The organism is Kitasatospora sp. NPDC098652 (genome assembly GCF_044760155.1).
Classification (GTDB): domain Bacteria; phylum Actinomycetota; class Actinomycetes; order Streptomycetales; family Streptomycetaceae; genus Kitasatospora.
This window is the reverse complement of the sequence record NZ_JBIWAQ010000041.1, coordinates 13,619-39,957: the sequence shown is the minus strand read 5'-3', so window position 1 is coordinate 39,957 and position 26,339 is coordinate 13,619. Positions and strand designations below refer to the sequence as shown.

23 protein-coding genes and 3 pseudogenes are annotated in these 26,339 nt (G+C 72.7%); 13 read left to right on the top strand and 13 right to left on the bottom strand.

The genetic code is table 11. The annotated features are described in order from the left end of the window. Window positions 1-254: 254 nt before the first annotated feature. Both ACIQWA_RS39665 and ACIQWA_RS39660 read right to left on the bottom strand, forming a co-directional pair. Window positions 255-1,274 (bottom strand): phosphotransferase family protein, encoded by a 1,020-nt coding sequence (locus tag ACIQWA_RS39665; protein WP_402491721.1) that lies wholly within the window; start codon window positions 1,272-1,274, stop codon window positions 255-257. Between the two features lie 90 nt (window positions 1,275-1,364). Continuing rightward, window positions 1,365-1,991, bottom strand: a complete 627-nt coding sequence (locus ACIQWA_RS39660) for a TetR/AcrR family transcriptional regulator C-terminal domain-containing protein (protein WP_402491718.1) — start codon at window positions 1,989-1,991, stop codon at window positions 1,365-1,367. A gap of 133 nt (window positions 1,992-2,124) precedes the next feature. Here ACIQWA_RS39660 and ACIQWA_RS39655 point away from each other — a divergent pair, with 133 nt between their 5' ends. Continuing rightward, window positions 2,125-2,919 (top strand): alpha/beta fold hydrolase, encoded by a 795-nt coding sequence (locus ACIQWA_RS39655; RefSeq protein WP_402491716.1) that lies wholly within the window; start codon window positions 2,125-2,127, stop codon window positions 2,917-2,919. A gap of 418 nt (window positions 2,920-3,337) precedes the next feature. Then, window positions 3,338-4,033: a hypothetical protein gene (locus ACIQWA_RS39650; RefSeq protein ID WP_402491714.1), complete on the top strand. Its 696-nt coding sequence runs from the start codon at window positions 3,338-3,340 to the stop codon at window positions 4,031-4,033. 176 nt (window positions 4,034-4,209) lie between these two features. Here ACIQWA_RS39650 and ACIQWA_RS39645 read toward each other — a convergent pair whose 3' ends face one another. Continuing rightward, the gene (locus ACIQWA_RS39645; protein WP_402491711.1) at window positions 4,210-5,700 is read right to left on the bottom strand and encodes an FAD-binding protein; all 1,491 of its coding nucleotides are present in this window, start codon (window positions 5,698-5,700) and stop codon (window positions 4,210-4,212) included. A gap of 998 nt (window positions 5,701-6,698) precedes the next feature. Here ACIQWA_RS39645 and ACIQWA_RS39640 point away from each other — a divergent pair. Both ACIQWA_RS39640 and ACIQWA_RS39635 read left to right on the top strand, forming a co-directional pair. Next, window positions 6,699-7,112, top strand: a complete 414-nt coding sequence (locus ACIQWA_RS39640; protein ID WP_402491708.1) for an SMI1/KNR4 family protein — start codon at window positions 6,699-6,701, stop codon at window positions 7,110-7,112. A 377-nt stretch (window positions 7,113-7,489) separates the two neighbouring features. After that, the gene (locus ACIQWA_RS39635; RefSeq protein ID WP_402491706.1) at window positions 7,490-7,723 is read left to right on the top strand and encodes a hypothetical protein; all 234 of its coding nucleotides are present in this window, start codon (window positions 7,490-7,492) and stop codon (window positions 7,721-7,723) included. Window positions 7,724-7,741: 18 nt separating this feature from the next. On the opposite strand, the pseudogene ACIQWA_RS39630 reads toward ACIQWA_RS39635, so the two are convergent. The 6 genes and pseudogenes from ACIQWA_RS39630 to ACIQWA_RS39605 form a co-directional block, all read right to left on the bottom strand. After that, a pseudogene (locus tag ACIQWA_RS39630) lies at window positions 7,742-8,942 on the bottom strand (IS110 family transposase). 322 nt (window positions 8,943-9,264) lie between these two features. Then, window positions 9,265-10,755 (bottom strand): sugar ABC transporter permease, encoded by a 1,491-nt coding sequence (locus tag ACIQWA_RS39625; protein ID WP_402491703.1) that lies wholly within the window; start codon window positions 10,753-10,755, stop codon window positions 9,265-9,267. Continuing rightward, window positions 10,752-11,546, bottom strand: a complete 795-nt coding sequence (locus ACIQWA_RS39620; RefSeq protein ID WP_402491700.1) for an ATP-binding cassette domain-containing protein — start codon at window positions 11,544-11,546, stop codon at window positions 10,752-10,754. The genes ACIQWA_RS39625 and ACIQWA_RS39620 overlap by 4 nt, the downstream gene beginning before the upstream one ends. A 584-nt stretch (window positions 11,547-12,130) precedes the next feature. Continuing rightward, the gene (locus ACIQWA_RS39615) at window positions 12,131-13,228 is read right to left on the bottom strand and encodes a sugar ABC transporter substrate-binding protein (protein WP_402491697.1); all 1,098 of its coding nucleotides are present in this window, start codon (window positions 13,226-13,228) and stop codon (window positions 12,131-12,133) included. Further along, window positions 13,225-13,983 (bottom strand): cupin domain-containing protein, encoded by a 759-nt coding sequence (locus ACIQWA_RS39610; RefSeq protein WP_402491730.1) that lies wholly within the window; start codon window positions 13,981-13,983, stop codon window positions 13,225-13,227. Before ACIQWA_RS39610 ends, ACIQWA_RS39615 begins: the two co-directional genes overlap by 4 nt. Window positions 13,984-14,449: 466 nt before the next feature. After that, window positions 14,450-14,620: pseudogene (locus ACIQWA_RS39605) on the bottom strand (cupin domain-containing protein); the annotation flags it as partial. Window positions 14,621-14,883: 263 nt separating this feature from the next. Between ACIQWA_RS39605 and ACIQWA_RS39600 the strand changes: the two are divergent. From ACIQWA_RS39600 to ACIQWA_RS39585, 4 genes and pseudogenes are all read left to right on the top strand, one after another. After that, window positions 14,884-15,132 (top strand): hypothetical protein, encoded by a 249-nt coding sequence (locus tag ACIQWA_RS39600; protein ID WP_402491694.1) that lies wholly within the window; start codon window positions 14,884-14,886, stop codon window positions 15,130-15,132. Beyond that, the gene (locus ACIQWA_RS39595) at window positions 15,132-16,010 is read left to right on the top strand and encodes an MBL fold metallo-hydrolase (RefSeq protein WP_402491727.1); all 879 of its coding nucleotides are present in this window, start codon (window positions 15,132-15,134) and stop codon (window positions 16,008-16,010) included. Before ACIQWA_RS39600 ends, ACIQWA_RS39595 begins: the two co-directional genes overlap by 1 nt. Before the next feature lie 117 nt (window positions 16,011-16,127). Then, window positions 16,128-16,374: pseudogene (locus ACIQWA_RS39590) on the top strand (transposase); the annotation flags it as partial. A gap of 150 nt (window positions 16,375-16,524) precedes the next feature. Continuing rightward, window positions 16,525-16,803 carry a hypothetical protein gene (locus tag ACIQWA_RS39585; protein ID WP_402491691.1) on the top strand — a complete coding sequence of 93 codons (279 nt, stop codon included), beginning with the start codon at window positions 16,525-16,527 and terminating at the stop codon, window positions 16,801-16,803. Window positions 16,804-17,242: 439 nt separating this feature from the next. Here the strand turns inward: ACIQWA_RS39585 and ACIQWA_RS39580 are convergent, their stop codons facing one another. Then, window positions 17,243-17,611 carry a hypothetical protein gene (locus tag ACIQWA_RS39580; protein WP_402491688.1) on the bottom strand — a complete coding sequence of 123 codons (369 nt, stop codon included), beginning with the start codon at window positions 17,609-17,611 and terminating at the stop codon, window positions 17,243-17,245. Between the two features lie 1,144 nt (window positions 17,612-18,755). Here ACIQWA_RS39580 and ACIQWA_RS39575 point away from each other — a divergent pair. Next, window positions 18,756-19,436, top strand: coding sequence for a DUF5701 family protein (locus tag ACIQWA_RS39575; RefSeq protein ID WP_402491685.1), 681 nt, complete (start codon window positions 18,756-18,758; stop codon window positions 19,434-19,436). A 307-nt stretch (window positions 19,437-19,743) separates the two neighbouring features. Here ACIQWA_RS39575 and ACIQWA_RS39570 read toward each other — a convergent pair whose 3' ends face one another. After that, complete coding sequence (locus ACIQWA_RS39570; RefSeq protein ID WP_402491683.1) at window positions 19,744-20,079, bottom strand: DUF6193 family natural product biosynthesis protein; 336 nt, start codon at window positions 20,077-20,079, stop codon at window positions 19,744-19,746. Window positions 20,080-20,668: 589 nt separating this feature from the next. Here ACIQWA_RS39570 and ACIQWA_RS39565 point away from each other — a divergent pair. Together ACIQWA_RS39565 and ACIQWA_RS39560 are read left to right on the top strand one after the other, a co-directional pair. After that, window positions 20,669-21,223 (top strand): hypothetical protein, encoded by a 555-nt coding sequence (locus ACIQWA_RS39565; protein WP_402491680.1) that lies wholly within the window; start codon window positions 20,669-20,671, stop codon window positions 21,221-21,223. Between the two features lie 197 nt (window positions 21,224-21,420). Next, window positions 21,421-22,320, top strand: coding sequence for an HNH endonuclease (locus tag ACIQWA_RS39560; RefSeq protein WP_402491678.1), 900 nt, complete (start codon window positions 21,421-21,423; stop codon window positions 22,318-22,320). Window positions 22,321-22,456: 136 nt separating this feature from the next. Here ACIQWA_RS39560 and ACIQWA_RS39555 read toward each other — a convergent pair whose 3' ends face one another. Beyond that, window positions 22,457-22,975, bottom strand: a complete 519-nt coding sequence (locus ACIQWA_RS39555; RefSeq protein WP_402491675.1) for a hypothetical protein — start codon at window positions 22,973-22,975, stop codon at window positions 22,457-22,459. A gap of 52 nt (window positions 22,976-23,027) precedes the next feature. Between ACIQWA_RS39555 and ACIQWA_RS39550 the strand changes: the two genes are divergently transcribed. Further along, a complete protein-coding gene (locus ACIQWA_RS39550; protein WP_402491671.1) occupies window positions 23,028-23,570 on the top strand; it encodes a MarR family winged helix-turn-helix transcriptional regulator in 543 nt (180 codons plus the stop codon). A 177-nt stretch (window positions 23,571-23,747) separates the two neighbouring features. On the opposite strand, the gene ACIQWA_RS39545 is transcribed toward ACIQWA_RS39550, so the two are convergent. Continuing rightward, window positions 23,748-25,004 carry a cytochrome P450 gene (locus ACIQWA_RS39545; RefSeq protein ID WP_402491668.1) on the bottom strand — a complete coding sequence of 419 codons (1,257 nt, stop codon included), beginning with the start codon at window positions 25,002-25,004 and terminating at the stop codon, window positions 23,748-23,750. A gap of 384 nt (window positions 25,005-25,388) precedes the next feature. Here ACIQWA_RS39545 and ACIQWA_RS39540 point away from each other — a divergent pair, with 384 nt between their 5' ends. After that, a complete protein-coding gene (locus tag ACIQWA_RS39540; RefSeq protein ID WP_402491665.1) occupies window positions 25,389-26,216 on the top strand; it encodes a DedA family protein in 828 nt (275 codons plus the stop codon). Window positions 26,217-26,339 lie beyond the last annotated feature (123 nt).

Here is a 26,339-nt window from a genome sequence, read left to right as displayed (position 1 = left end):
GGGTTCCCCTTGAGCGTGACCTGAGCCATGAAAAGCCTCCTACCAGCGGTGTACGACTGACAACGCCGACGATCCTACTGCCCGCACCCCGCCCCCGACGCGGGGTGACCGAGGAACGGACACCCACCCGCCCAGCGCTGCGGGGCCGAGGCGGGCGGAGGCGGCCGGGCCGAAGCGCCTCCGCCCGGGGAGGTGGCCGGTGGCCCTTCGGTGCGCGCCCGGTCAGGGGGAGGGTGCCCGGGCCGGGGGGCCGGCTACGCGTAGCGCTCGAAGAGCGCCGCGACGTACTCCTCCAGGCGGGCGGAGAGCAGCTGGGTGCTCAGATCGGTGCGGCCCAGTTCGCGCCAGGGCACGGCGACCTTCTCGGCGTCCGGCGCGAAGGCCAGCGCGTCCAGCAGCCGCCAGTACAGGTGGTCCTCCCCGGTGGCGGTGAGCGTGCCGCCGGCCCGCTCGTAGGCGTCGGCGAAGGCCAGGCCCGTTTCCACGCCGTGCAGCAGGGCCAGGGCGGTCGAGCAGTGGGCGACGTCCAGGTCGGTGGGGCCCCAGGAGGTCTCCACCCAGTCGACGACCCCGCTGACCGCCAGTTCCGCCCCCGTACCGTCGAACAGCACGTTGCCCGGGTGGAAGTCCCGGTGCAGGAAGGCGCCTTGGTGCTCGGGGGCCGGGCGGCCGATCACCGTCACCGCGCGCTCCCACAGTTCCGGCCGCTCGGTGGCGGGCGGTATCTGCACGCGTTCGGGAGAGGTCCAAGCCTGCCAGGCCCGCGGCCGCTGGTCCTCGTCGACCTCGATGGTGTGCACGGTGGCCAGCTGCTGGGCCTGCAGCTCCACCCGGCGTGCCACGTCCCCGTCCTCCTGCACCCGCACCCCGCCGCCCAGGTGGGTCATCAGCAGCGACGGGTGTTCGCCGTGCTCGCCCCGCGCGTCCACCGCGTGCAGCTGCGCCGCCGGGATGCCGCGGGTGGACAGCAGGCGCAGTACGTCGGCCTCGCGCTCCAGCATGCCCGGGGCGTGGCGGACGTAGAACGGCTTGACGAAGGAGCGCAGCACCAGCGAGTAACCCCCGGTGCCGGTACCGCCGTTGTCACCGTTCCCGCCACGGCCGCCGTCGTTGTCGCTGTCGTCGCCGTGGTCGGAGCCGATGTCCAGGCGCCGCATCTGCGAGGTCCACCCGCCCTTGAGCACCCGCACACCGACGATCCGCTCACCGGGGGCCAACGTGCCCTCGACCCACCGGCGCGTTCCGGCCCACCCCTGGACGTCGTCCTCCGTCATGGTCGACCACCCTACGCCCCGCCCCGCGCCCGTGGCAGCCAGGGCCTGTTGTCGAAGTCCCCGTCCCCGTGCGCGGCCGGCCCGGTTCCCTCAGGCGAGTTGGGCGGCCAGGCCCGTGGTCAGCAGCGTGAGTCCGGCGGTGAACGTGGCGTCGGGGCCGGGGTGTTCGGTCTGCCACTGCAGGAGGAGCGGGTAGTGCGCCGGGTCCGGTCCGGCGGCTTCGCCGGTGGGGGCGTGTTCCTGCTGTTCCTGGAGGACGAATCCGATGACGTAGCTGGTCACCGCGTGCCCCAGCACGGCTGCTTGGGCCGGGGTGAGGCCCTGTGCGCTCATCAGGGCCAGGCCGTCCTCCACGGACTTGAGCGTCGCCGTTCCGGGGACGAGGTGCCCCGACACCAGCCGTGCTCCGTCGCGGCGCCCCAGCAGCGCCCGGCGCAGCCGGTGCGCGAACGCCTCCGTGTGCTGCGCCCAACTGCCCGCCTCCGCCTCCGTTTCCGCCTCCTTCCCGCTGTCCGTCCCCGGGGTGGTGAAGGCCGGGGCCACGACGGTGTCCGCCATGGCCGTCAGGAGTTCCTGCTTGCTGCGGACGTGCCAGTACAGCGCCCCGGGGGCCACGCCCAGGCGCTCGGTCAGTGCCCGGGTGGTCAGCCGCTCGAGCCCGACTTCGTCCAGCAGGTCCAGTGCGGCGGCGATGACGTCATCACGGTGCAGCGGCATGGCTTCGGCGGTCTCCTGCCAGCGGGGAAAGGTTCGGGAGCAGCGGGACTTGAGCTTAGCTCAGGTCGTCTGCCTATGATCGACCTGAGCGATGCTCAAGTAGCTTTCGTACTGGCAGGCATGGAGGCATGACATGGGTGAGTACGTGAACGTCGGTGGACATCCCACCTGGTGCGAGATCCAGGGCGAGGGCGATCCTGTCGTCCTGCTGCACGGGGGAGGGGTGACCGCCGACAGCTGGTGGGGCCAGATCCCGGCCCTTGCCGCGCACTTCCGTGTCCTCGCCCCCGAACGCCGCGGTCACGGCCGCACCCCCGATGTCGAAGGCCCCGTCACCAGCGATCTGATGGCCGGTGACCTCATCGCCCTCCTGGAAACCCTCGGCACCGGCCCCGTCCACCTGATCGGCTGGAGCGCGGGCGCGACCGTCGCCCTGCGGACGGCGCTGCGCCGCGCCGATCTGGTGCGTTCCCTGGTCCTCATCAGTGGTGGTGTCAGCCGTGAGGGTTCCACCGGCGCCGACGCCGCGATCCTCGACGACACCGCGCGTCTGGAGGCGATGTTCCGCCCCCAGTACGAGCCGCTGTCCCCGGACGGACCGGCTCACTTCCCCGTGGTCTTCGCCAAGTGGCTGGCCATGTGGCGGGAGGAACCCGACATCGGCTTCGCCGCCCTGGCCGACCTGCCCATGCCCCTCCTGGTCATGCAGGGCGACGACGACGGGGTGCGCATCTGCCACAGCGCCGCCGTGGCCGGCACCGCCCCCAACGGCCAACTCGCCGTCCTGCCCGGCACCTCCCACGCCGCCCCGCTGGAGAAGCCCGAACTCGTCAACCGTCTCCTCCTCGACTTCCTCACCCAGCCCGGCCCGCCCGACAGGCGCCTGCCGCTCGGCGCCCTCGCCCAGGCGGCCCGCGACCACGCCTGACCCCCGGCCGCGCCCCGGGCTGTCGGCCCCGATCCCCGAGGCGCCGGCGCGCCGCCACCCCCGGGAACGGGCGGCAATCCGCTCGCGCGTGCTGAATCCGGCCGGGTACGGTCTGCGGATGACGAGGACCACACCGGCCAGACCGGTGTCCGTGGAGGCGGTGTTCCCGGAGCTGGCCCCCTACCGAGCTCGGACGACCCGTTTGCACCCCCGGCCGGGGCGGCCCGGCGTGCACGACAGTCACGTCGGCGGGCCCATGTTGTGGCCGGAGGGCGAACCGTGGCCGCTCTGTCACGAGCCGCACCAGCGTGAGAGCGAGGGGTACGTACCGGAGGAGATCCGTAGCGCCCGGGCCGCAGGGGCCCGGCCGCCGAGTCGGCCGTGGCCCCCCGTGGGCACTCCCGGACTGGACGGGCCCGTGCCCTTCGTGGGGCTGGCCCAGTTCTTCCGCCGTGACATCCCGGGCCTTGCCTGCGGGCCCGACGGCGCCGACCTGGTGCAGCTCTTCCGGTGCCCCTTCACCCACGGCCCGTACCTGGAGCGCCGCTACCGCCTGCGGTGGCGACATGCCGGGCGGACCGAGAGCGCGGAACGTTTCCTCACCGACCCGCCGCACGTGCCCGTGCTTCGATGGGAGGACGAACTCCCCGAGCCGTGCGTCCTGCACCCGGAGCAGGTGGACACCTATCCCTGGGCTGAGGACGACACACTGCCCGCCTCGCTGATCGCGCGCATCGATGCGTGGGACGACGCGCAGGTGGCGGAACACGGCCCCGACGCCCCCAGCTACCAGTACGACCTGTCGATCCCTCCTGGTTGGCGCGTCGGCGGCCTCCCCAGCTGGGCGTCGACGGGACCGATGGCCATCGACTGCGAGTCCTGCGCGACCCCCATGCGGCTGCTGCTCACGGCCGAGGGCGACGAAATGGACTCCGGCTCGCACAGCTGGGTGCCACTGGAGGACCGTGACCCGACGCTGAGGGGGAGGGCATCGATCCGGGGCGGCCGATCCGTTGCCCAACCCACCCGGCTCCGCTTCGGCCGGGACCGGGACCTGCTCGTCTTCACCTGCCCGACCGACCCCGGACACCCGCCCCGATGGGTGCACAGCTAGGGCGTCTCGGGTCAGGTGGGTCAGGCCCTTGCTCGATCGCGTCCAGGGCGGCGGGTGCCATGTGGGTTCAGGCCGGGCGATGACGGCGGCTGGGCCCGGCCGGGTGCGGACCCTGCCCGTCCCGGGGCCCTGCCTGTCCCGGGGCCCTGTGGGTCGCGGGGCCCTGGGGGCGAGCGTCAGTCGTGGTGGATGTTCTGACCCGGGGTGAGGATCCCCGCCGGGTCGAAGCGTCGCTTGGCCCGTGCTGCCTGCTCCCACAGTGTCCCGTAGTGGGCCTGCCAGTCGGTGTCGGTCATGTCGGGAATCGCGCCGATGAGGTAGCGCTTGCCGCCGAGGGCCACGGCTCGTTCGTAGAGGCGCCGGTTGCGTGCCAGCATTCCCGGGGTGTCGGCGCCCGGCGCGGGGAAGGCGAGCAGGTCGAAGTGCCAACCGGTGGGGGCGTCGGGGAGGACTGCCAGGGGTGTGGTCACCTTCGCCCGCGTGTACGGGTAGAACAGGAGCAGTCCCGCGCCGAGGTCCGCGGCCGTCAACTGCTCGGCCGCCTCCCGCATGAACGTTCCTGCTGTGGCGGCCGGCAGGAACAGGCTCAGCCAGGGCTTCGGCAGCCCCCAGAAGCCCGCCTCGCGCAGGTACCCCGCGAAGGCGTCGACCCGGAACGCGTACTCGTGCCAGCTCTGTTCCACCACGGTGGTCTCGCCCGCCACCGGGTTCAGGCCCGCCAGCAGCGCCTGGCGGTTCACCGGCCGGTCCGCCGGCCCGTACGCGACCAGTTCGGCGGTGTAGCGCCAGCGCTGTCCGTCCGCGCTGCGCACCACGTTGCCGACCTGGAGGTCGAAGCGCCCGTCGGCGAGCACTTTCTGCTGGTCGGCCAGGTAGGTGTCCAGGTCGTCGTAGGCGAGGGTGAAGACGGTGGAGCGCGCCGGGGCGGGCACCAGCGCGAGCGTCGCCCGCACGATGATCCCCGCCTGCCCGCCGCCGGCGAGCACCGCCTCGAACAGCTCCCGGTTGCGCCCGCGCGAGGCGGTCACCAGCTCGCCGGTGCCGGTCACCACCTGGAGCTCGCGCACCGTATCCGTCTGCAGGCCGTGGTGCTGCACCGCCCCGCCGATGCCGCCCACGCTCAGCGTCCCGCCCACCGACAGGTGCAGGTAGTCGGTCAGCACTGGCGGTACCCAGCCGTTGGGCAGGCCCGCATCGACCAGTTGTGCCCAGGTGGCGCCGGTCTCGACGACGGCCTCGCCGGGCCGTATCGAGATGATCCGGTTCAGGCCGCGGGCGTCGATCGCGATGCCGCCGCGGGGGTTGGCCTGGCCGTAGTTGGAGTGGGATTCCAGGGACGCCGCTCCGTGGGTGGCCGCGTCGCCGCTCTGCCCGTTGACGGCCACCGGCACGCGATGGCGCCGGGCGAAGGCGACGACCCTCTGCACGTCGCGCACCGAGCCGGGGCGCAGCACGGCGCGGGGCGCGCAGGTGACCAGGTGCCCGAAGTCGGTGGAGAAGCGTTCCAGGCCCTCGCCCTGCAGCGTCACCGTCCCGTCCAGGGAGGGCAGTTCGGCGACGTCCGCGCCAGGAGCGGCGGCCCAGGAGCGGGTGGTGGTGTTCCACCCCACGACGGCGGCGGCGGCGCCGGCGATCAGGGCTCGGCGGGACAGGCCTGACCTGCTCATCTCAGGGTTCTCCGATCAGTCGTCAAATAGGGATTGTTGTACCGCAACCATCCCGCGACCACCTACCCGGCCGGCCGGGCCCGGTGCGGGCCTCGGTGCCGAACCCCGTCACACAGAGGACACTCGCAGCGAGCTGAAATGCCTGGTCAGCCGAGGAGCACTGACCGACCCCGAGCCGAGCCTGTTCACCATGGCGAACGGGCGGGCTGGGCGGTGGGGTTACTGCCCGCCTTCGCCGGGCGTGCTCTCGGCTGGTGTCCGGCCCCCGGCTGGGGCCTTCGTGGTCCTGCTGCGCTGCTCCCGCACGCCGCTGGCTGCCGGGCGGGCGGTGTGTCTAGCCTTGGACGTCCCTCTCGCCGGGGTCGCCATCCGTCTCGATGAGTGCTACGGCGCTCTCCGTGTCGGTCCTCGCCCGGGCGCGGAGGCCGATGCCGGTGAACTCCTCGAAATCCTCGGCGTCTTCGATGCCCCTATGGTCTTCACCGCCACCGAACTGGCGGTCGTCGAGCTTTCCCTCGCGGCTGCTCGCCCGCTGCCCAGTACCGGGCCTGCCCCTTCGCTGAACTGGGGCGGGGCGGGCGGTGCTGGCTGGGCTCGGCTTTCTCGCCCGCGTAACGAAGCCACTGCTGTGCCTGGCGGCCCGGGCGAGTCACTCGTGCACAGGAAGTCGGCGGAGCCGACTTCCTGTGCACGGCCCGGGCTTCGGCCGGGGGGTGCGAATGGTTTTGTCCGCGGGAATGGGCTGCAGGTGTTCGCCGCTTTGGGGGGACGGTGGTGGATGTCTGTTCGGTGTTGACGGGAATGGGCGGCACGCCTGGGGGTGTCGGGGTGCGAGGTCAGGTGTCGGCTGTCTCTGCGAGTATTCTCCGGTGATTAGCACATGTGATCGGCGTCCTGATGAGGCCACGCTTGCTGCGCTGTGTTCCGCGTTCGCGCCGCAGTGGCGGGAGCCGGCGCTGGGATGTGAGGGCGTCGCGGCGTGGGAGGCCGAGAACGGCGTGACGTTTCCGGAGCCCTACCGAACTTTCGTCGCCGAGATCAGTAACGGCAGCAGTCTTGGGCCTGCGGAGGACGGGGGTCTGCAGCCGCTGGGGTGGCTTCCTCCGGGCTGGCCGGATCTGGGGCCCCGCCTGCCGGGCGAACCGTTTCCCCTGGAGGCGGCCTGGTCGTGGGAGGACGACGGGAACGTTGCTGCGGACGATCCGCGCATGGATGCCGTGTTCACTCGTGGGTCGGTTGTTCTCGGCTCCGACGACGGCCAGTCGTTCTGGCTGCTGGTGACGGCAGGGCCCTGTCGCGGTGAGGTCTGGATGGTGTCCGACGTCGGCGCGGCCCCGGTGCCTGGCGTCGAAGCCTGGGGCTTCGCCGAGTGGGTCGCGCACTGGCAGTCAGGCGACGACTGGTGGGTTTGAATCGGCGACCGGGTGCTGTCACAACCCGCGAGCGGTCGATTTCCGCCGCCCGCTCGGGTGCCTTTCGAAGTGGTGAACGTCTGCTGCCCGTTCTCGGGTTCTGGCTCAACTTCCGTGGAGCGACGGCGTGGGCGCTCGCCCTGTGGCGGGCCCAGGCCTCGCTAGCTGCAGGTTCTGAGGCGTCACGGGGCCGATCCGCTGAGCACCGACGGGCCACCACGGAAGTTGAGCCAGAACCCGTTCTTGTGGACGAAGCCAGGGTGGGGGTTGGTGGGGTCGGCTTTCGGTATGGGCGGGGGTGCCCCTATGTGTTCGGTCAAGGTCGAAGAGCAGTAGGTTCGTGTGGTCGAGGGCGGGGCCGAGCCGTAGGGGTGTGCATGAGTGATAGCCAGGTCACGATCAAGCTCACGGGTGACGAGGCACTGGTGCTGTCGCACTGGCTGGAGACGCTCCAGATGACGGATCTCAGCCAGGTTGTCGACGATCCGGCGGTCTGGGCGCCGATCCACAGGATCGCCGGAACGCTTGACAAGGCACTTCCTGAGCTGTTCGCGTCCGACTACGACCAGCGGCTTGAGGCGGCTCGCCAGCGGCTCCGTCCGGAGGGCTGATCGAGCGGTCTGAACTCCTCACCTGGCTGCCGCGGGTTGGGGCTCGTAGAGGGTTCCGTCGCGGAGCATCGCGAAGAGGACGTCGGCCCGGCGCCGGGCGAGGCAAAGCAGGGCCTGGGTGTGGTGCTCGCCCTGGGCGATCTTCTTGTCGTACTAGGCCCGCGAGGTCGGGTCGCCCAGAGCGGCGAACGCGGAGAGGAAGAAAGCCCGTTTGAGCTGCTGTTCCCTCTCCTGGATGGCTGTTCGCCCCGGATTTAGGAGCCCGAGCTCCGGGTTGCCGGGGCGAGTCCGGCGTAGGCGGCGAGGTGGCCGGCGGCCGGGAAGGTGCTGCCGTCGCCCGACCTCGATCAGGATCCTGGCTCCGGTCCTGACACCGACTCCCGGCATGGACGTCAGGACGTTGGAAAGAGGGTGGGCTTCCAGGTGTACCTCGATCCGCCCGGCCAGGGGTTTCCGCTGGTCAAGGACGGCCGTCAGCGATGCGGCCAGGCTCGGGACGATCAGCGCGGCCGCCTCGGTTCGCGGGACCGTCACGGTCTGTTCGTCCAGCGCGGCGGGATCTCCTCGGCAAGCCGCTCGGCCATCCTCTGTGGTTTCGGCCGCAGCAGGGTGATCAGCCGCCGTCGGCCGGCCTTGCGTATCTGGGCAGGTGACCCGAACCGTTCCAACAGCGTGAGGACGGCCGGGTGCTGCAACCGCGGCCTGAGGACTCGTTCCAGTGACGGATGGATCTCAGCAAGCAGACCGTGCAGCCGGTTCGCGACCCGGGTGGCCTCGCCGGCCAGGTCGTCGTCGAAGCCCACGATCATCTCCAGCTTGGCGATCGTTTCGTCCTCGCCGTCGATCGCCCGCAGCGTGTGTGGCATCGCGCGGGCCGCGTCGGCGATGATGAACGCGTCCTTCGCGTCCGTCTTGGCCTCGCCCGGGTAGAGGTCGGCGATCCGCCGCATCGTCAGCCCCGGCAGATAGGCGACCGGGCAGCGCATGTCCCGCGCGACCGCCAGCGGCAGGGCACCGATCGAGGCCGGCTGGTCGACACGACCAGAACCGTCCCGTGCTTGGCATTCAGCTTGGCGAACAGCTCGCGGAGCTTGGGTTCGGTGTTGGGCAGGCGCTTGTCGAGTGCCTTCTTCCCGGCCGGGGTGACGGCGGTGTAGTGGTGTTCGCCCCTGCCGACGTCCAGGCCGAGGAAGATGTCGATGTCGCCGGTGTCGATCACGTGCAGGCCCCTCCATCACGCTTCGTCCGGCCCTGCCTGGGCACCGAGCTGCGACATCCACGTTACGGAGAGCTCTTCCGGCCTTGGGTGAAGCCGGGTGCTCAAGCCCCTCATCAGCGGCCCGTCGATGCCTCCGGACCCGGTGACACCACCGCCCGGATCATGAACAACAAGGGGGAAGTCATGCCGGGCCCGAAGGCCGGAGGCCCCAGTGGAGAGGCACGAAAACGGTAACGGGTGGCGGGCTGGTGTGTTGTCGTCCCGTTGGGCGAGGCGGTTGGTGGCTTTTGGCTTTTGGCTTTTGGCTTCTGCCTGCTGGTGGTTAGTGGTGTTGTGGGTGGGTGTGGCGGGTGAGGGAGTCGAGGGTGACGGCGGTGAGGAGGATGGTGCCGGTGATCATGTATTGGATGGCTTGGGTGGCGTGGATCATGTCGAGGCCGGTGGTGATGGTTTGGATGACGAGGATGCCGAGGAGGGCGGTCCAGGCGTTGCCGTGGCCGCCGAAGAGGCTGGTGCCGCCGATGACGGCGGCGGCGATGGCCATCATGAGGGTGTTGCCGGTGCCGAGTTGTTTGTCGGTGGTGCCTTGTTGGGAGGCGTAGAAGAGGCCGCCGAGGCCGGCGAGGAGGGAGGAGAGGAGGAAGGTGGTGGTGCGTGTGAGGGTGGTGTTGATGCCGGCGCGTCGGGCGGCTTCGGTGTTGCCGCCGAGGGCGTAGATGTGGCGTCCGTAGGGGGTGCGGCGGAGGAGGAGGTCGGTGGTGAGGATGGTGGTGAGGAGGATGACGAGGGATAGGGGGAGGCCGCGGTCCTGGTTGAGGGTGTAGGCGGTGGCGAGGGCGGGGATGGCGAGTGCGGTGGTGCGTAGGAGGGTGTGGGTGAGGGGGCGGGTGGGGAGGCCGGCGGCGGTTCGGCGGCGGGTGGTGTGGAGTTGGGTGAGGAGGTGGAGGGTGGGGGCGAGGATGGCGAGGGTCCAGGCGTAGGCGGTGTCGCCGTTGCCGAGGAAGGTGGTGTCGAGGTGGGCGATGATGCCGTTGTGGTGGTTGTTGATGGTGCCGGTGTCGCCGAGGACCCATTGTTGTAGGCCGTTCCAGGCGAGCATGCCGGCGAGGGTGACGACGAAGGCGGGGACGCCGACGCGGGCGAAGAGGAGGCCGTGGAGGGTTCCCATGGCGCAGGCGGCGGTGAGGGCGGTGGTGATGGCGAGCCATTCGGGCCAGCCCTGGTGGACGGCGAGGACGGCGGCGATGGCGGAGGTGGCGCCGGCGACGGAGCCGAGGGAGAGGTCGATCTCGCCGAGGATGAGGACGAGGACGACGCCGACGGCGATGAGGCCGGGGCCGGCGATGAAGCGGGTGATGTTGGTGAGGTTGTCGGCCTGGAGGAAGTGGTGGGTGATGCTCTGGAAGACGATGGCGATGACGGCGAGTGCGATGACGACGGGTAGGGGGCCGAGGTCGCCGGTGGTCAGGCGGCGGCGGGCGGTGTCGGTGCGGGCGGCCCAGGTCGTGGCGGGTGTGTGCAGGCGCGGGTCGGTGGCGGTGGGGTTGGTGGTGGTGGGGTTGGTGGTGGTGGGGGCACCGGTGGTGGGGCCGGGGGCGTGAGGGTCGCCTGCGTCGGTGGTGCGCGGCTCGCCGGTGCGGGGGTCGGTGGCGTAGGGCTCGCCGGTGGTGGGGTCGCCGGCGGTGGTGGTGCGCGGCTCGCCAGCGGCGGTGGGGTCGCCTGCGTCGGTGGTGCGCGGGTCGCCTGCGCGCGGGTTGCCTGCGTTGCCGGTGGTGGGGTCTTTGGGGTGGGGGTTGGTGGCGGGGGTGGTCATGGGGTGTCCTGTTCGTCGGGGTGGCGGGTCCGGCGGCGGGCGTGGGCGTTGTCGTGGGCGCCGGTGATCGCGGCGATGATCTGTTCCTGGGTGGTGGTGGCGACGGGGAAGAGGCCGTTGTTGCGGCCCAGGCGTAGGACGGCGACGGTGTCGGCGACGGCGCGGACGTCGGCCATGTTGTGGCTGATGAGGATGACGGCGAGGCCGCGTTCGCGTAGGCGTTCGACGAGGTCGAGGACTTGGGCGGTTTGTTCGACGCCGAGGGCGGCGGTGGGTTCGTCGAGGAGGACGAGGGAGGGTTCGCCGATCAGGGCGCGGGCGATGGCGATGACTTGGCGTTGGCCGCCGGAGAGGGTGGCGACGGGGGCGTGGATGTCGGGGATGCGGATGGCGAGGGTGTGGAGGAGTTCACGGGCGTGTCGTTCCATGGCGACTTCGTCGAGGAGGGTGTGTCGGTGTTGTTCGCGGCCGAGGTGGAGGTTGGCGATGACGTCGAGGTTGTCGCACAGGGCGAGGTCTTGGTAGACGGTGGCGATGCCGAGGGCGGTGGCGTCCTGGGGGCGGGTGGGGCGGATGGGGTGGCCGTGCCAGGTGAGGGTGCCTTCGTCGGCGGGGTGGACGCCGGCGATGGTTTTGACGAGGGTGGATTTGCCGGCGCCGTTGTCGCCGACGAGGGCGAGGATTTGGCCGGGGTGGACGTCGAGGTCGACGTCGGTGAGGGCCTGGACGGCGCCGAAGCGCTTGGAGACCGCGCGTAGTTGGAGGACGGGCGCGCCTGTCACATGAACCATCCTGGGTGTCCGGGAGAGGGGGGACGGGGCAGGGGGTTGCCCGGGGCAGGGCTGCTCGGGAGGGGGCTGCCCGGGGCTGGGGGTGCTCGGGTCGGGGTTGCCTGGGCGGGGGGTGCTCGGGTCGGGGTTGCCTGGGCGGGGGCTGCTCGGGGCTGGGGGTGCCTGGGCGGGGGTTGCCCGGGGCGGGGGGCGTTCGGGGCTGGGGGTGCCGTGGGGCTGTCCGGGTGGGGGTGCTGGGGTGGGGGTTGCCCGGGTGCGGGTGCTCGGGCGGGGGTTGCCTGGGTGGGGGTGTCCGGGGTGGAGGGTTGCTCGGGTGGGGCTGCCTGGACGAGGGTTGCTGGGGTGGGGGCTGCCCGGGGGTGCTCGGTTGCGGGGGCGGGTGCGGGTGCCCGGGGCGGGGTTGCTCGGGGTGGGGGCTGCCCCGGGGGGTGCTCGGGGCGGGGGGTGCCTGGGCGGGGGTTGCTCGGGGTGGGGGGTGTCCGGGGTGGAGGGTTGCTCGGGGTGGGGTTGCCTGGGCGTGGGCCTGGGTGGGGGCTGCCCGGGCAGGGTTGCCCGGGTGGGGGTGGGGTGTCCGGCTGGGGGGGTTATTTGAGGCCGGTGGTGGTGCAGGCGGTGGCGTAGTCGGGGGTGCAGATGTCGGTGGTTGTGTAGAGGCCGTCGGCGATGACGGTCTGGGTGATGTTGGTTTTGGTGACGATTTTGGCGTCGAGGAGTTTGGCGGGGATGTTCTTGTCGGTGGTGCTGTCGATGTGGCTGGTGGTCACGGTGGTGGGGTCTTTGCCTTGGAGGAGGTCGACGGCGAGTTCGGCGGCGTTGTCGGCGAGGGGTTTGTAGGCCTTGTAGATGGTGTAGGCCTGGTCGCCGTTGATGACGCGTTGGATGGCGTCGAGGCCGGCGTCCTGGCCGCCGACGGGGACGTTGATGCCGGAGCCGTGGAGTTGGGTGATGATGGCGCCGGCCATGCCGTCGTTGGCGGAGTAGACGGCTTGGAAGCCGTTCTTGCCGAGTTCGGTGACGGCGGCGGCGATTTTCTGTCCGGCGACGGTGGGGTCCCATTGTCCGGACTGCTCGTAGACGACTTTCTTGATTTTTCCGTCGAGGGCCTTGTGGGCGCCGGTTTTGAACTGGGCGGCGTTGGGGTCGGCCTCGTCGCCGTTGATCATGACGATGTTCGCGTCGGGGGCTTTGGGGCCGAGGGCGTCGAGCAGGGCCTGGCCCTGGAGTTCGCCGACCTTCTCGTTGTCGAAGGAGACGTAGGCGGAGACGGGGCCGGTGGCGAGGCGGTCGTAGGCGAGGACCTTGACGCCCTTGGCGGCGGCTTCCTGGACCCAGCCCTGGGTGGACTTGGCGTTGTAGGCGTCCAGGATGATGACTTTGACGCCCTGGGTGAGGAGGGTGTCGAACTGCTGCTTCTGTTTGGCGGCGCTGCCTTCGGCGTTGTTGTAGAGGACCTTGCAACTGGCGCACAGGGACTTGACCTTGGCTTCGATGAAGGGCCGGTCGAAGGACTCGTAGCGTACGGAGGAGGCGTTCTCGGGCAGGAGCAGGCCGATGGAGGTGGTGTCGCCGGGGGTGGTGGGGTCCTTCTTGTCGCCGCCGGCCTTGCCGCAGGCGGCGGTCATGGACAGCGCCAGCGTGAGGGCGGCGGTCGGGACGAGTAGGCGACGCAGTGCGGCGTTCATACGGGTGCCTCTCCCTGGTGGCCGCCGCGGCGGTGCGGCGGGGTGGGGGGAGTCAACCCTGACCGCGTACATGGCGTCAAGAAGTCAAACCAGCCTCCGTGCGACCGGCTGCTAGTCGTTATCTTCGTGAACGCTTCGGGTGTGGTGGGGGTGTTGTCGGGGTGCCGGTTCGCGGGTGTGGTGGTGGTGCGGTGGCGGCCGGGGGTGGTGGCGAACTCGCGGGCGAAGGCGTGGGGGAGGGTGTGGGGGCCGGTGTGGCCGACCGTGCGGGCCACTGGCTCCAGGGGGTCCGTGCCGCGGCGCGGCAGGGCCGCGGCGCGGGTCGTCCGCCACCAGGTGAGGTGGGTCGTCGGGGTGCGGCCGGTCAGGGGCGGTGGAGCGGTGGTTGAGGGTGGCGCGGGAGACGCCGGCGCGGGCGGGCAGGGTTCTTGGTGCTCCAGGCCCGTGCCGGGTCGGTGTGTTCGGAGGCCGGTGCCGCGGCGACCACGGGGTCGGGCAGTGCCGCGCCCCGGGCCTTCGGCGCCGGGGCGGGTGGTCCGGGCCCGTAGGAGGTGGACCGGCAGCAGGTCGACCAGGGCTGCGGCGGCCAGTTGTCCGCCGGGCTGTTCGGCGGCCGGTTCGGTGTTCAGCGGGGCGATGACCGGGCGCAGTTGGGGGTGGTGGGGGCTGTGGGCGGGCAGGTGGACGACGGGCGGTAGTTCGCGCATCAGCGGGTGGCCGGGGCCGTGGTCGAGTCGGTAGGTGCCGCACGGCAGTTCGGCGCCGCCCTCGCGCCCGCCCCCGGCCGGGGCCGTGCCCTCGCCTCGGCCCGTACCCTCGCCCGTGCCACGGTCCTTGCCCGGGCCCGCGCCCGCACCCGTACCCTCGCCCGCGCCCTTGTCCCGGCCAGGGCCCGCGCTCTCGCCCGGGCCCTTGTCCCCGTTCTTGCCCGTGCCCCGGCCCTTGCCCGCACCCTCGCCCCGGCCCGGGGCCCCGCCCTGGCCCCGGCCCGCGCCCTCGCCCCCGGCCCGTGCCCCGGTCCTTGCCTGGGCCCTCGCCCCCGCCCCGGCCCGTGCCCGGGTCCTTGCCCGGGCCCTCGCCCCCGCCCCGGCCCGTGCCCGGCTCGTTGCCCGGGTTGTCCTTCTGCGGGCAGGGGAGGGCTGTCAGGGCGGTGTGCAGCTCGGGCAGTGCTCTGGCCTGATGGTGTGTCAGTTCCCGGTCGGAGAGGGTGTGGGCGGTTCCGTGTGGCAGTAGTACTGCGTCCCCCTGCTCCAGGAGCAGTGGTTCGCCGTTCTCGGTCAGTAGTCGGCACGAGCCGGACAGCGCCACGTGGAACCCTGCCCCCGCGTATCCAGGGATCCGCACTCCCCAGGGTCCCGTCACTCGCAGCCGTTCGTAGGAGGGGCGGCCCACCCGCACTGCGGCGGTCGCGTCACTGACCAGGTCCGTGGCCGCCCAGGATAGTGGGCGGGCCGGTTGATGAGCCGATCGCGTATCCAGGCAAGCCGGTGGAGCATTGAGCCGCTCACCCCGGTCTCCGTAGCGTCGGCCCGAAGAGACCGAACAGCAGACGGCAGACAGCAGACATGTAGACAGTCGACAGCAGCAGTCGACAGCAGCAGTCGACAGTAACAGGCGCCTGGCAGCAGGAAGTTGACGTATCGGGAGGGCCGGTCATGGAGCGGATCGACATCGGGGACGCGCAGATCATCCGGATTCTGGAGTGGCAGGGCCCTTTCGCTCCGGCTGCTCGGATCGTGCCCGGGGTCGCGGACGTGGCCTGGCGGTGCGTCGGCGCGGACCACTACGACCCCGTGGACGGCTCCTACCTGGGCGCCATGCAGGCCTGGGTGGTGCGTACCGGTGGGCGTGCCGTGCTGGTGGACAGCGGTTGGGTGATGGCCGTGAGTGCCCGGGGCGTGTGATGTTCCACCGTTGTAGGGGTCGTTTCCTGGAGTTGCTTGCCGAGGCGGGCGTCCGGCCCGGGGATGTCGACATCGTGGTCAACACCCATCTGCAGGTCGACCATGTGGGCTGGAACATTCGTGAGCGGGAGGGGCGGTGGGTGTCGGCGTTCCCCGACGTCGTCTGCCACTTGCCCGTTGACGGCCTCGCGTTCCTCGATCCGGTGGCCGCTCATCCCGCCCGTACCGGGGGCGGTGTGGATCCCGCGGTGTGGGCGCAGTGGGACCGGGTCTTCGCGGACAGTGTCGCCCCTGTGCTGGCCGCCGGACAGGCCGCGCCCTGGGGCGGCACTCGCGTCGTCGGTGCGGGCCTTGTCCTCGAACAGGCTCCCGGTCACACCCCCGGCTCGTGTGTCCTGCGTCTGGAGTCGGCGGGTGGGAGCGCCGTCTTCGTCGGGGACCTGCTGCACTCGCCGGTCCAGCTCGCCCATCCCGTCTGCGGCAGCTGTTTCTGCCTGGATCCGGCCCGGGCCGCCGCGAGCCGCCGCCGGATCCTCCAGCGGGCCGCGGAGCGGGGGGAGTTGGTCGTTCCCGCGTACTTCGCCGGGCCCGGTGCGGCCCGGGTGGAGCGCTCCGGGGCCGCCTTCGTCCCGCGCTGGGCGCGCTGGGCGCAGGACAGTGGGGTGCCCGCCGTTCCCCCGACGCGGCGGGCACCCCGGCCCTGTGGGTGGCTGATTGTCGGGGGTGGTCGGGGGATGGCAGCGGGGTGCCTGCCGTTCCCCCCGGTTACCGTCTTCGTGGCCCCGCAACGGGGCTCCCGGCCTCCGGCCTGGCATGACTGTCCCCCTGTAGTTCGCATGATCCGGGGGGTAGTGTCGCCGTGCCGGAGGCATCGGTAGACCGCTGATAGAGGCAGGACCACCACCAACTCGCTGGGAGGCTCTTCGTAACGTGGAGGCCGGCGACTGATGCCACGTCAGCGAGGTCGGGACAGCACGACCTCGTGAGGGATCAGCGTGATCGACACCGGCGATGTGGACGTCTTCCTCGGCCCGGGGCGTCGGCAAGGGCGAACCCCACGGCACCGCCGTGACCGCGGCCGGCAAGCGCGTTTTCGACAAGCGGCTGCCGAACAGCGAACCCATGATGCGGGCCGTGCTGGACAAGCTCACCGCCAAGCACGGCATGGTCCTGGTCGTCGTCGACGAGCCGGCCTCCATCGGCGCTCTGCCTCTGGCAGTGGCCCGGGACGCCGGCTGCCGGGGCCACCCAGGCTCTCCTCTGCCTGGCCAGACGCCGGGTAGACGTCCTGTTCGCCATGCTCCGCGACGGCACCTTCTACGAATCCAGACCTGCGGCCTCGACGTGACACCACCTCTTGTCCGCTGGAAGCAGCCGTGATCCGCTCTGCCCATGGACGCGGAGAACTCTGAGCACCTGACGACCATCGGCCGCTGGCTCGCCGGCGAGGTGGTCAACAACACCGTCGGCATCAAGGTCGCCGGTGGCCCGTTCGACGGCCGTACCAAGATCGTGCTCCTCAGCCAGGACGGGACACCACCCGCGCGTATACGGGCATCCGGTGGCCCGGCCGGCCCGGCACGGCACGCCTACGAAGCGGTCCGCTCCGCCGACACCCGAGCCGGCTGGATCTACGCCTACACCGGCCCTGAGCCGACCATGGGCAGCTGAGGAACAGCCTCGACCCGCTTGCCAAACACCTAGGGGCACCCCCGGTGCGGCGGGCGCCCCGGCCCGGGGCGGTCGTTCCCCGGGCGCGGCGGGCGCCCCGGCCCTGTGGGTGGCTGTTCGTCGGGGGTGGTCGGGGGTCGGCGGTGGGGTGCCTGCCGTTCTTCGGGTGCGGCGGGCGCGCCCGGCCTGTGGGTGGCTGTTTGTTGGGTGTGGTCGGGGGATGGCGGTGGGGTGCCCGCCGTTCCCCCCGGTGCGGCGGGTGCCCCGGCCGGGGGCGGTTGTTCCCCGGGTGCGGTGGCGCCCCCGGCCCGAGGCGGCTGCCCGTCAGGCGCGCTGAACGGATGGCGGTGGGGTGCCGCCGTTCCCCCGGTGCGGCGGGCACCCCGGCCTGAGGACGGCCGTCCGTCAGGGGCGGCCGTTCGTCAGGGGTGGTTGTCCGTCAGGGGCGGTCGAGGGTGATGGAGTTGATCGGGCCGAGGTCGTAGTAGACGCCGTTCTGGGCGGGGATGTCGTACACGCAGTCGGTGCCGCCGTAGCCCCGGCACAGGTGGGCGTGGGCGCCGCCGGTCTGGTTGTTCAGCACCCAGTGGTTGCCGTACTGGCCGTTGAGGTTGTGGGCGCCGTAGCTCCAGTACACGGCGCTGGGGGAGGAGGCCGGGTTCTGGTCCTGCGGGTAGAGGCACACGGCGCCGGACGGGCAGCCCGCCCAGTCGCCGGTGACGGCGGCGCCGGCGCCGCCGGTGCCCACGGCGGTCAGCGCGGCGGCCGCGATCCCGACGGCGGCCAGGGCACGGGTGATCCTTCGCATGGGGTTCTCCCTCGCTGGTGGAGCGGCCCCCGCGTCCTGGGCGGGGGCCAGTGCTCGTCAGCGTAGGAACGCGTACCGGCCGGCGGTCCCTGACATCCGACAGGGGCGTGCCGCCGGGCCGCGGGCGCCGGGAGGTGCTACGGGCCCCGGGGCGCGGCGGGCGGGCGTGCGCGGCGGATGGGCGTGCGCGGCGGATGGGCGTACGGGCGTGCGCGGCGCCGGGGGCTGTGTTCTTCGTCGGGTGCGTGGGCGGCCGCGTCCGGGGTTCGGTCCTCTTCGTGGGGCATGGGGGTGCCTGGTGGTGTCGGTGTCGGTGGGCGGGTTGCGGGGGCGGGTTGCGGGGGCGAACGCCTCGTCGTACAGGTGCTGGAAGGCCCGCTGCCGGCCGGGCTCCGGCGGCACGCTCGCGTGCGCCTCCGACTCGGCGCTCGTGTGGGGCGTGTCCTGTGGATCGGGCCGGGCGCGCGCGACGCTCCCGCGGCCTTCGGCCGGCAGGCGCCCCTGCCGCCCTGGCTCTCCCCGGCCTTCGGCCGGCGGGCGCCCCCATCCTCGGCCTTGCGAGGCACGCGCCCTGACGCCGCGCTCCGGTCCGGCCTGATCCGCACGACACGTCCCGGGGGTGGCCGCGGCCGGGCGTTGCGCTCCACGGTCCGCGTCCCGGACAGCGGCCGGCCGGTTCGGCCGGCGCGCGCGTCTGCGCGGCGGTCCGCACCGCCGGGGGGCTCGCTGTCCGGCCGGGGCCGTCGTCGCGGTCGAGGACCACCGGCTGTCGGCGGGGCGGGGTTATGGCTGTTTCTTCCGGCGTGTTGCGGCCCCGCCGTTGCGGATTGCGCCGGCCCCACGTCTGCCCTTGGCGGGTGACGCGGTGAAGCACCTTTCCAGCGTTTTGGGCCCAACTGGCCCCGCCCCTGGATCGGGTGACACCGGGCGACCACCGTCGGTCCCCGCCGTCGGGGCTGTGCCGGTGCCGAAGGGACGCCCCGCGGCAGGCCTGATCCGCGAAGGCGTCGCGGCGGACCCGGACGGGGCGGCTGGGGCGCGTGCGCAGTCGTGATCACGGGACGGGGCGCAGGCAGCGGCGGGAATGTTCGGCCGGGCCGCCTCGTTGTCCCGGGCCCGTCCACGCCGCTACCCCTGGAGCATCGTGCCCGAGACCACGTCCGCCTTCACCGCCGTTCTCCCCGCACTCCCGCCCTTGAGCGCGCAGGCCGAGCGACTGATCGAGCTGGGGGTGCACGAGAGCGCCGGGCTGTCAGCCGCCGAGCTCCGTACCTTCGCCGCGGCCGCCGATGCCCCTGCGGGCGGTGACAGCGCCCTACTCGCCGTCCACCCGGACAAGGCCCCTGCCTCCGCCCTCGCGCCGCTGCTGCGCCGCGACGGCAAGGCGGGCTTCGTCGTCACCGACATGCCCGACGTCGACCTCTTCACCCCGCTCGACACGCTCGCACTGCCCGACGCCCCGCTCTACCTCCTCACCGGCCTCAACCGCGGCGACCAGATGGCCAATTGGAGCCCCAACGAGGCGCTGCCCGCCCTCGCGGCAAAGGCCCGCACCCCCTTGCTGCTCACCGAGGGCATCCACTGGGTGATGCAGCAACCCGCCGTCCTGGAGCGCAACCACTGCTTCATGACCATCGGCTCCCGGCTGCGCAAGCCCGACGGCGCCCTTGACGCCCGCACCCCGGCACTCTGGATCAGCAACGGCACCGGGCGCGACGGCCGCGAGCGCCGCGACGCCCCCAAGGTCGGCTGGTGCTGGGCGGGCAACCGGCACACCTGGCTGGGCTTCGCCTCCGCCACGGGCCGCCGGGTCCAGGGCCCGTGAACCGTCGTGGTCATGCGGCGGGGTTCAGGCTGCGGAGCCGGGTGATCGAGCCGCGCAGCTGAAACCCCGCCGGCAGCTGCGCCGGGACGGCTCGGGCGGTGCGGGCGGGTGGCGTGGGCGGCCGGGCGGCCGGGCGGGGCAACCGCGCCGGCGGTCGAAGCGCCGGGACCGCCAGGTGGGGCCAGTCGGACCCGGAGCTTCGGTGGGGCCGGCGGAACCCGCAAGGGTGGGGCCGCAACAGGCCGGTACGGACCGTACGGCCGGCGCCCCGGCGCCCCGGCGCCCCGGCGCCCCGGGGCGCCGGTGATCACGGGGGCGGTCGGGGGGCGGTCGGGGGCAGGTGGGCGGGCAGGACGGCGACGGCCTCCTCGGGGGTGGCGCTCTCGGCCGGCAGGCGCTGGTGGCCCGGGGCGTGGACCCGGTAGGGCGGGCCGGAGCAGACGATGGACGCGATGTCGCCGGCCCCCGAGCGCGCCGGCGCCTCGTGCAGCAGGTACGCGCTCCCGTGGGAGGGCCGGGGGTGGAGGCCGCGCAGCCGGGGTCGGGCGTACGCGGCCCCGGCGACCAGGGCATCGCCCCGGCGGGCGCCGGTGCCCTCCGGCAGCAGGGGCCGGGCGGTGGGGATGTCGCGGCTCTCACTCACGACGGGCGGTCACGGGCGCCCGCCCCGGCCCGGGGCGGGCCGGTGCGGGGCGGGCCGGTGCGGGCCGGTGGGTGTTTTCGGCGCGGCGGTTGAGAAACCCGGGCAACGTGAACGGGAGCCGCCTGGTGCGGTACACGGCCATCGCACCGAACGGCTTCGGACGCGCATGTGCTCCGAGATCGGTTACTCCATGTGGCCGTTGCAGCGTTGGCTGCGCCCGCTGTCGAGTCGGCGTGCACCCCGGGTTCCTGTGGATCAGCCCGAGCCGTTGGTGCTGCCCGCCCGCATGCGCACACGTCGGCAGGCGACCTACCCGAGGTCTGCTCGGGCGTCCGGGAGCCGCCATGGGACGATCTTGAAGCCTTCGGGCCTCCACTCGTGGCAGCGGCCACTGAGAATTCCCCACAGGCGGCCGGTTGCCGGGGAGATATCCGGCCGCCGACGGTTACCTGCTGTCACCGAGACGCCAGTGCGTCGAGCTCTGACGCCAACGCTTCTCCAGGACCGGCGTACCGAAAACCTGGTGCTCGAATCCACGATCCCGACCATAATGCGCAAATCAACCGGGACCGGAGCAGAGCGAGCAGTAATGAACCACGACGACCGTGCGCACGAGGCAGAGCAGCGTGCGCTGCTGATCACCGGAACCGTCGGGGTCGGCAAGACTTCGGCCGCCGATCTCCTGGGCGATCTTCTCGCTGACGCCGGTCTGCCACACGCCGTCATGGACCTGGACCGCCTGTGCCAGGCGTGGCCCGCCCCGCACGGCGACCCGTTCAACTCCGGTCTGCTGCTGCGCAACCTGCGAGCCCTGAGCGCCAACTACCTCGATGCCGGTGTGCGGCACCTCGTCCTGGCCGGGGTGGCCGAGAACAGGGCAGAGCGCGACCGCTACCAGGCTGCCATCGGCATGCCGCTCACGGTGTGTCGCCTGACGGCGGACCTTCCCGTCGTGCACAGCCGGCTCAGGCGCCGCCATGAAGCCGACAGCGACCTCGAGTCCCTGCCATGGCACCTGGAACGCGCCGGCCGGCTCGACCAGATCCTCGTTCGGGCCGACGTCGCTGACTTCACCATCGACACGACCCACGTACCGCTCGCGGCCGTCGCGTCCGCCGTTCTCAAGGCCGCCGGCTGGACCTGACCCGACACATGACACATCGCGGCGCCTGGTCTCGCTGTGCGGCGCCGTAGATGTTCACCGTCACGGTCTGTGCATGGAGCAACCGGCCGTACGTGGGGAACGCGAACCGGCCGCTGACACACTCGCGGCTCTGTTCCCAAGGGCCTGAGCCTGACGTCCTGACCCGGATTCCTCGACTGATCCACGGAGCACCCGACTTGAACGATCTCGACCCGCGGGTAGTGTTCCTCCAGCGCGTGCAGCAGGGCACGGGGACGGCCAATACGATCAAAGGGAACTGGCTACGCCTTTCCGGCTCCCGTGAGGCCCGGTTCGAGATCGGGTTCCGCGGGGACGGGGAGCTGTGGGCATCTGCGCATCTCTACAACGAGGAGAAGGATCTCGTCGACTCGCTGTTCGACTTCCTCACGGCGCGGGCGGACCTGATCCAGGAGCAGGCCGGTACGACGACCGGTGCGCTGACGTTCGACCCGATGGAGGGCCGCGTTCAGGCACGGATCGTTGCACGCTGCCCCATCCCGGATCGGTTCAGCGATGAGGCGGTGAAGTGGTGCATCCTGGCGGTCCGCAAGCTGGACGAGGTACTACGGCCCCATCTGACGCGGTGGCACGACGGACCTCGGCCCCGGATCCCGGCACAGCGGCCGTCGGCACCCTCACCCGCCCCGACGCCCGAGCATCGGTACCGGCAGCTGACGCTGCTGGTGGAGAAGCGACGTGCGCGGACACCGGCGCGCACCCACGTGGCCAGTGGCGACGAGTACGTGCGCGACCCCCGCGCCCGGGAGGCCGTCCTGGCCGTTTGCGGCAACAGGTGCGAGAACCCGCAGTGCGCCGGCCTGCCTGAGGGACTGTTCCGCGATGGCCGGGCACTGCTGGACGTGGACCATGTCCTCGGCCTTGGCGAGGACGGCGTGGACCACCCGTCGAACATGGTGGCCCTGTGCCCCAACTGCCACCGGATGAAGCACGAAGGCGATGCCAGGGACACCCTCCGCCGTGTGCTTGCCAAGGTGGCGGCCGAGCGGAACACGCGCTTGATGAGCCTCGACCCTGCCGTGGCACCGGCGCCGAGGCATCCTCACCCGCAAGGGTGAGCGCAGCAACCCCGCCGCCACTGCCGAGCGCGGGCGGGTCGAAGCAACCTCACAAGTTCACATCTGGCTCTCGATCCCGTTGCCCGAGTGGCTCTCGAACAACCTGCCCACCACACCGGTGGGCTCACGGCCGCTCTCACCGTTCCTCGGTGAGGGTGTCCGGGGGCCCGGCCAGGCGCTCCAGCAGGGTCATCAGGGTGGTGAGTTCCTGCGGTGCCAGACAGGCCGTCAACCGTTCCCGCAGCCCGGCGGCCTGCGCGCCGGCGCGCCGGTGGGCGGCGCGGCCCCGCTCGGTCAGGGCGGCGGAGCCGTCCGCGTCCAGGACGACCCAGCCGCGGGCGGCGAGCCCCTCCAGGTGCGGGCGCACGCTCGCCTCCTCGGGGCGCAGGAAGGGGGCCAGTGCCGCGTCGAGCGCGGCGGTGTCCGCCGGCCCGCGGGAGAGGGTGTCGAGCACCTGCCAGTCGCGCCGGCTCAGCGCGTCGGCGGCGAACAGGCGCGCCATGGACTGTTCGAGGGCGTCGTCGAGGTGGCGCAGCCAGTACCCGAGCGGGCGCTGCCCGCGCCCGTCGGGCAGGCCGGCAGCGGCGGGCGCGGTGACGGGTGCAGCGGCGGGCGCGGTGGCGGGTGCGGCGGCGGGCGTGGCGGTTGCGGGCATAACAGGTCCCCCCTGATGCATGTCCTTTGACAAAATTTGTAACCTAGCATGCATGTCTGAGCGGGAGAGGAAGCACCAGGAACTCGGGCCGGACACCGCCGAGAACGTGTCCGCCGCCGAGGACCCGAACGCCGCCGAGGACACGTCGGCCGCCGCCGTCGAACGGGCCATGGTCGCCCTCCGCCACAGCCAGACCCGCCGTTCGCTGGGCCGCATCGCCCGGCCCGAGGACGCCGGCGCGATCGACCCCACCCTGTTCGGCGTCCTGGACGCCGTCGAGGCCCACCCCGGCCGGTGCGCCGTCACCGACGTCGCCACCGCTGTCGGTGTCGACCAGCCCCGGGCCAGCCGCCTGGTGCTGCGCGCTGTCGGGCAGGGCTGGCTGGAACGCGGCAGCGACCCGCGCGACGCCCGCCGCACCCTGCTCGCCCTCACCCCCGCCGGGCGCGCCCAGGTGGAGGCCGCCCACCGGATGCGCCGCGTGGTCTTCGCCCAGGCGATGGCCGGCTGGAGCGAGAGCGACCGCACCGCGTTCGCCCGTCTGATCACCGCCTTCGTCGCGGACTTCGCCCGCACCGTCGCCGACCGGCGCTGAACCGGTGAACCGGTGAGCCGGTGAGCCGGGGCCCGATCGCCCGGCCCCGGCTGCCCGTCCTCAGCCGTCCCGGGCCAGCCGTCCCGTCCTCAGCGGTCCCGTTCTCAGCGGTCCCGTCCTCAGCGGTTGCGGGCCAGCGGTCCCGTCCTCAGCGGTTGCGGGTCAGCGGTCCTTTCCTCAGTGGTCCTGGGTCAGCAGTACCGGCAGTGACCGGTGCCCGTTGGAGATCAGCGAGTCCACCGGCTCCAGCTGCGCCCCCGGCAGCAGTGCCAGCCGGGGGAAGCGTGCGAACAGGGCCCGCAGCGCGGTGCGCGCCTCCAGGCGGGCCAGTGGCGCGCCCAGGCAGAAGTGCGGGCCGTGTCCGAAGGCCAGGTGGTCCTTCACCGGCCGCGTCACGTCGAACACCGCCCCGTCGGTGCCGTAGCGCGCGGGGTGGCGCCCGGCGGCCGCGTAGGCGGCCAGGATCGCCTCGCCCCGGCGGATCGTCACCCCGCCGGGCAGTGCGATGTCCTCGACGGCGTAGCGCAGCGGCAGGTGCGCCACCGGGGCGTCGCGGCGCAGCGATTCCTCGACCACGTCCTCCCAGCCGGCCTTGCCCGCGCGCACGAGGTCCAGCTGGCCGGGGTGGGTGAGCAGCAGTGTGATGGCGTTGTCGATGAGGTTGACCGTGGTCTCGTAGCCGGCCGAGACGATCAGCAGCAGGGTGTCGCGCAGTTCCTCCTCGGTGAGCGCGCCGCCGTCGCCCTCGGTGTCGCGTACGGCGATCAGGGCCGAGGTCAGGTCCTCGCCCGGCCGGGCCCGTTTGGCGGCGATCAGTTGGTCGAGCATGCCGTAGAACGCGGTGGCGTTGGCCGCGGCCTGCTGCGGGGTGAGGGTGGTGTCGAAGACCAGGTCGACGTGGTGGCGGAAGCGCTCGCGCAGGGTGTCGGGCAGGCCGAGCAGGTGGGCGATGACCCGGATCGGCAGCGGGTGGGCCAGGCGCTCGCGCAGGTCCACCGCGGTGCCCGCCGGGGTGGCGGCGACGGCGTCCAGCAGCTCGTCGGTCAACTCCTCGATGCGGGGGGCGAGTTCGGTGATCCGGCGGGTGCTGAACGCGGCGCCGGTCAGCCGGCGCAGCCGGCGGTGGTCGGCGCCGTGCGCGGTGAACATGTTGCGGGCGCTCACCCACAGGGCCAGCGGCCAGTCGGGTACCAGGCGTTCGAAGTCCGGCCAGTGCAGCAGGGGGTCCTTGGACACCCGGGGGTCCTTGAGCAGGTCCTCCAGCAGCAGCGGGTCGGCGACCGACCAGGCCGGTACGCCGAGGATGTCCACCGGGGTGGCGCTCCCGCGCGCGCACAGTTGCTCGCTCTCGGCGTCGCGGGAGCGCCCGGTGGGGTCCAGGACGAGGCGCTGCTCCACCGGGCAGCCGGCCGGCCGGTTCGACTCGTCGTCCACGACGGCTCCTTCACGCGGGTTCGAGGGCTCGTACAGGCTTCGCGCGGTTCGTGCAGGCTTGTGCGGCGCGCGCTGTACGGGCCGTACGGGCCGTACGGGCCGTACGGCTGTACGGGCCGTGCGCGCTGTACGGGCCGTGCGCGCTGTGCGGACTGTGCGGGCGTGCGGTGTGTGTCCGCCACCGAGGATGGCCCGCCCGCGCGCCGCCGTCGAGACCGCCTGCCCCCGCCCCGCCGGCCGGCCGCACCCGACGCACCGTCAGACGCCCGCCCGCCGGCCCGCGGAAGGACGCCCCCGGGCCGGCGGGTGGCTGCGGAAAACCACAGCAGGACCGGGCGGAGGACCGCATGGTGCCCGCCGGCGCCGCTGCCTAGCGTGAACCGCATGATCACCACTCCGCTCCTGGCCACCGCCACCCTCGCCCCCACCGCCCTCGCTACCGCCGCCCCCACCGCCCTCGTCACCGCCGCCCCCACCGCCCTCGCCCCCACCGCCGCCCCCGCCGCCCTCACCGCCGCGCTCGCCTCCGCCGTCCCGGCCCCCGCCGCCGAACCCGCCGGCGGCATCGCCGGATGGGCCGCCGACGTCATGGACGCCCTCGGAGCCGCCGGCGCGGGCCTGACCAACCTCGTCGACACCGTCCTGCCGTTCATCCCCAGCGAGATCGTCCTGCCCCTGGCCGGATTCGCCGCCGGCCAGGGCCGGTTGAGCCTGCCCGCCGTCATCGCCTGGACCACCGCCGGCTCCGTCGCCGGCTCCTGGATCGTCTACGCCGCCGGCGCCCTCCTGGGCCGCGAACGCACCCGCGCCCTGGCCACCCGCATCCCCCTCGTGCGCCCGCACGAGATCGACCGCGCCGAGGCCTGGTTCGCCCGCCACGGCCGCAAAGCCGTCCTCCTCGCCCGCATGGTCCCCGTCCTGCGCAGCCTCATCTCCCTGCCCGCCGGCATCCAGCGCATGCCCTTCGCGGCCTTCACCGCCCTGACCGCCCTCGGCAGCCTGATCTGGAACACCGCCTTCGTCCTGCTGGGATACCGGCTCGGCGACAACTGGCCACTGGTGGAGGAGTACGGGGGACGGGTCTCCAAGGTACTCGTGGCGGGCACACTCCTGGCCGCCGCCCGCTGGTTCACCGCGCGCCTGCGCCGCCGCCCGCGTCCCCGCCCCCGCCCGCGTCCCCGCGCCCGCGCCCGCGCCCGGCACCGGGTGTGAGGCACACCGCGGCGGCCGCCGCCGGCCTCGCCCTCGGCACTCGCCGCCCCCGCCGCCCCCGCCGCCCTGGCCGCCGCCGCCCTCACCCGCACCCCCCGGCTCCCGCTGCGCCTGGCCCACCTG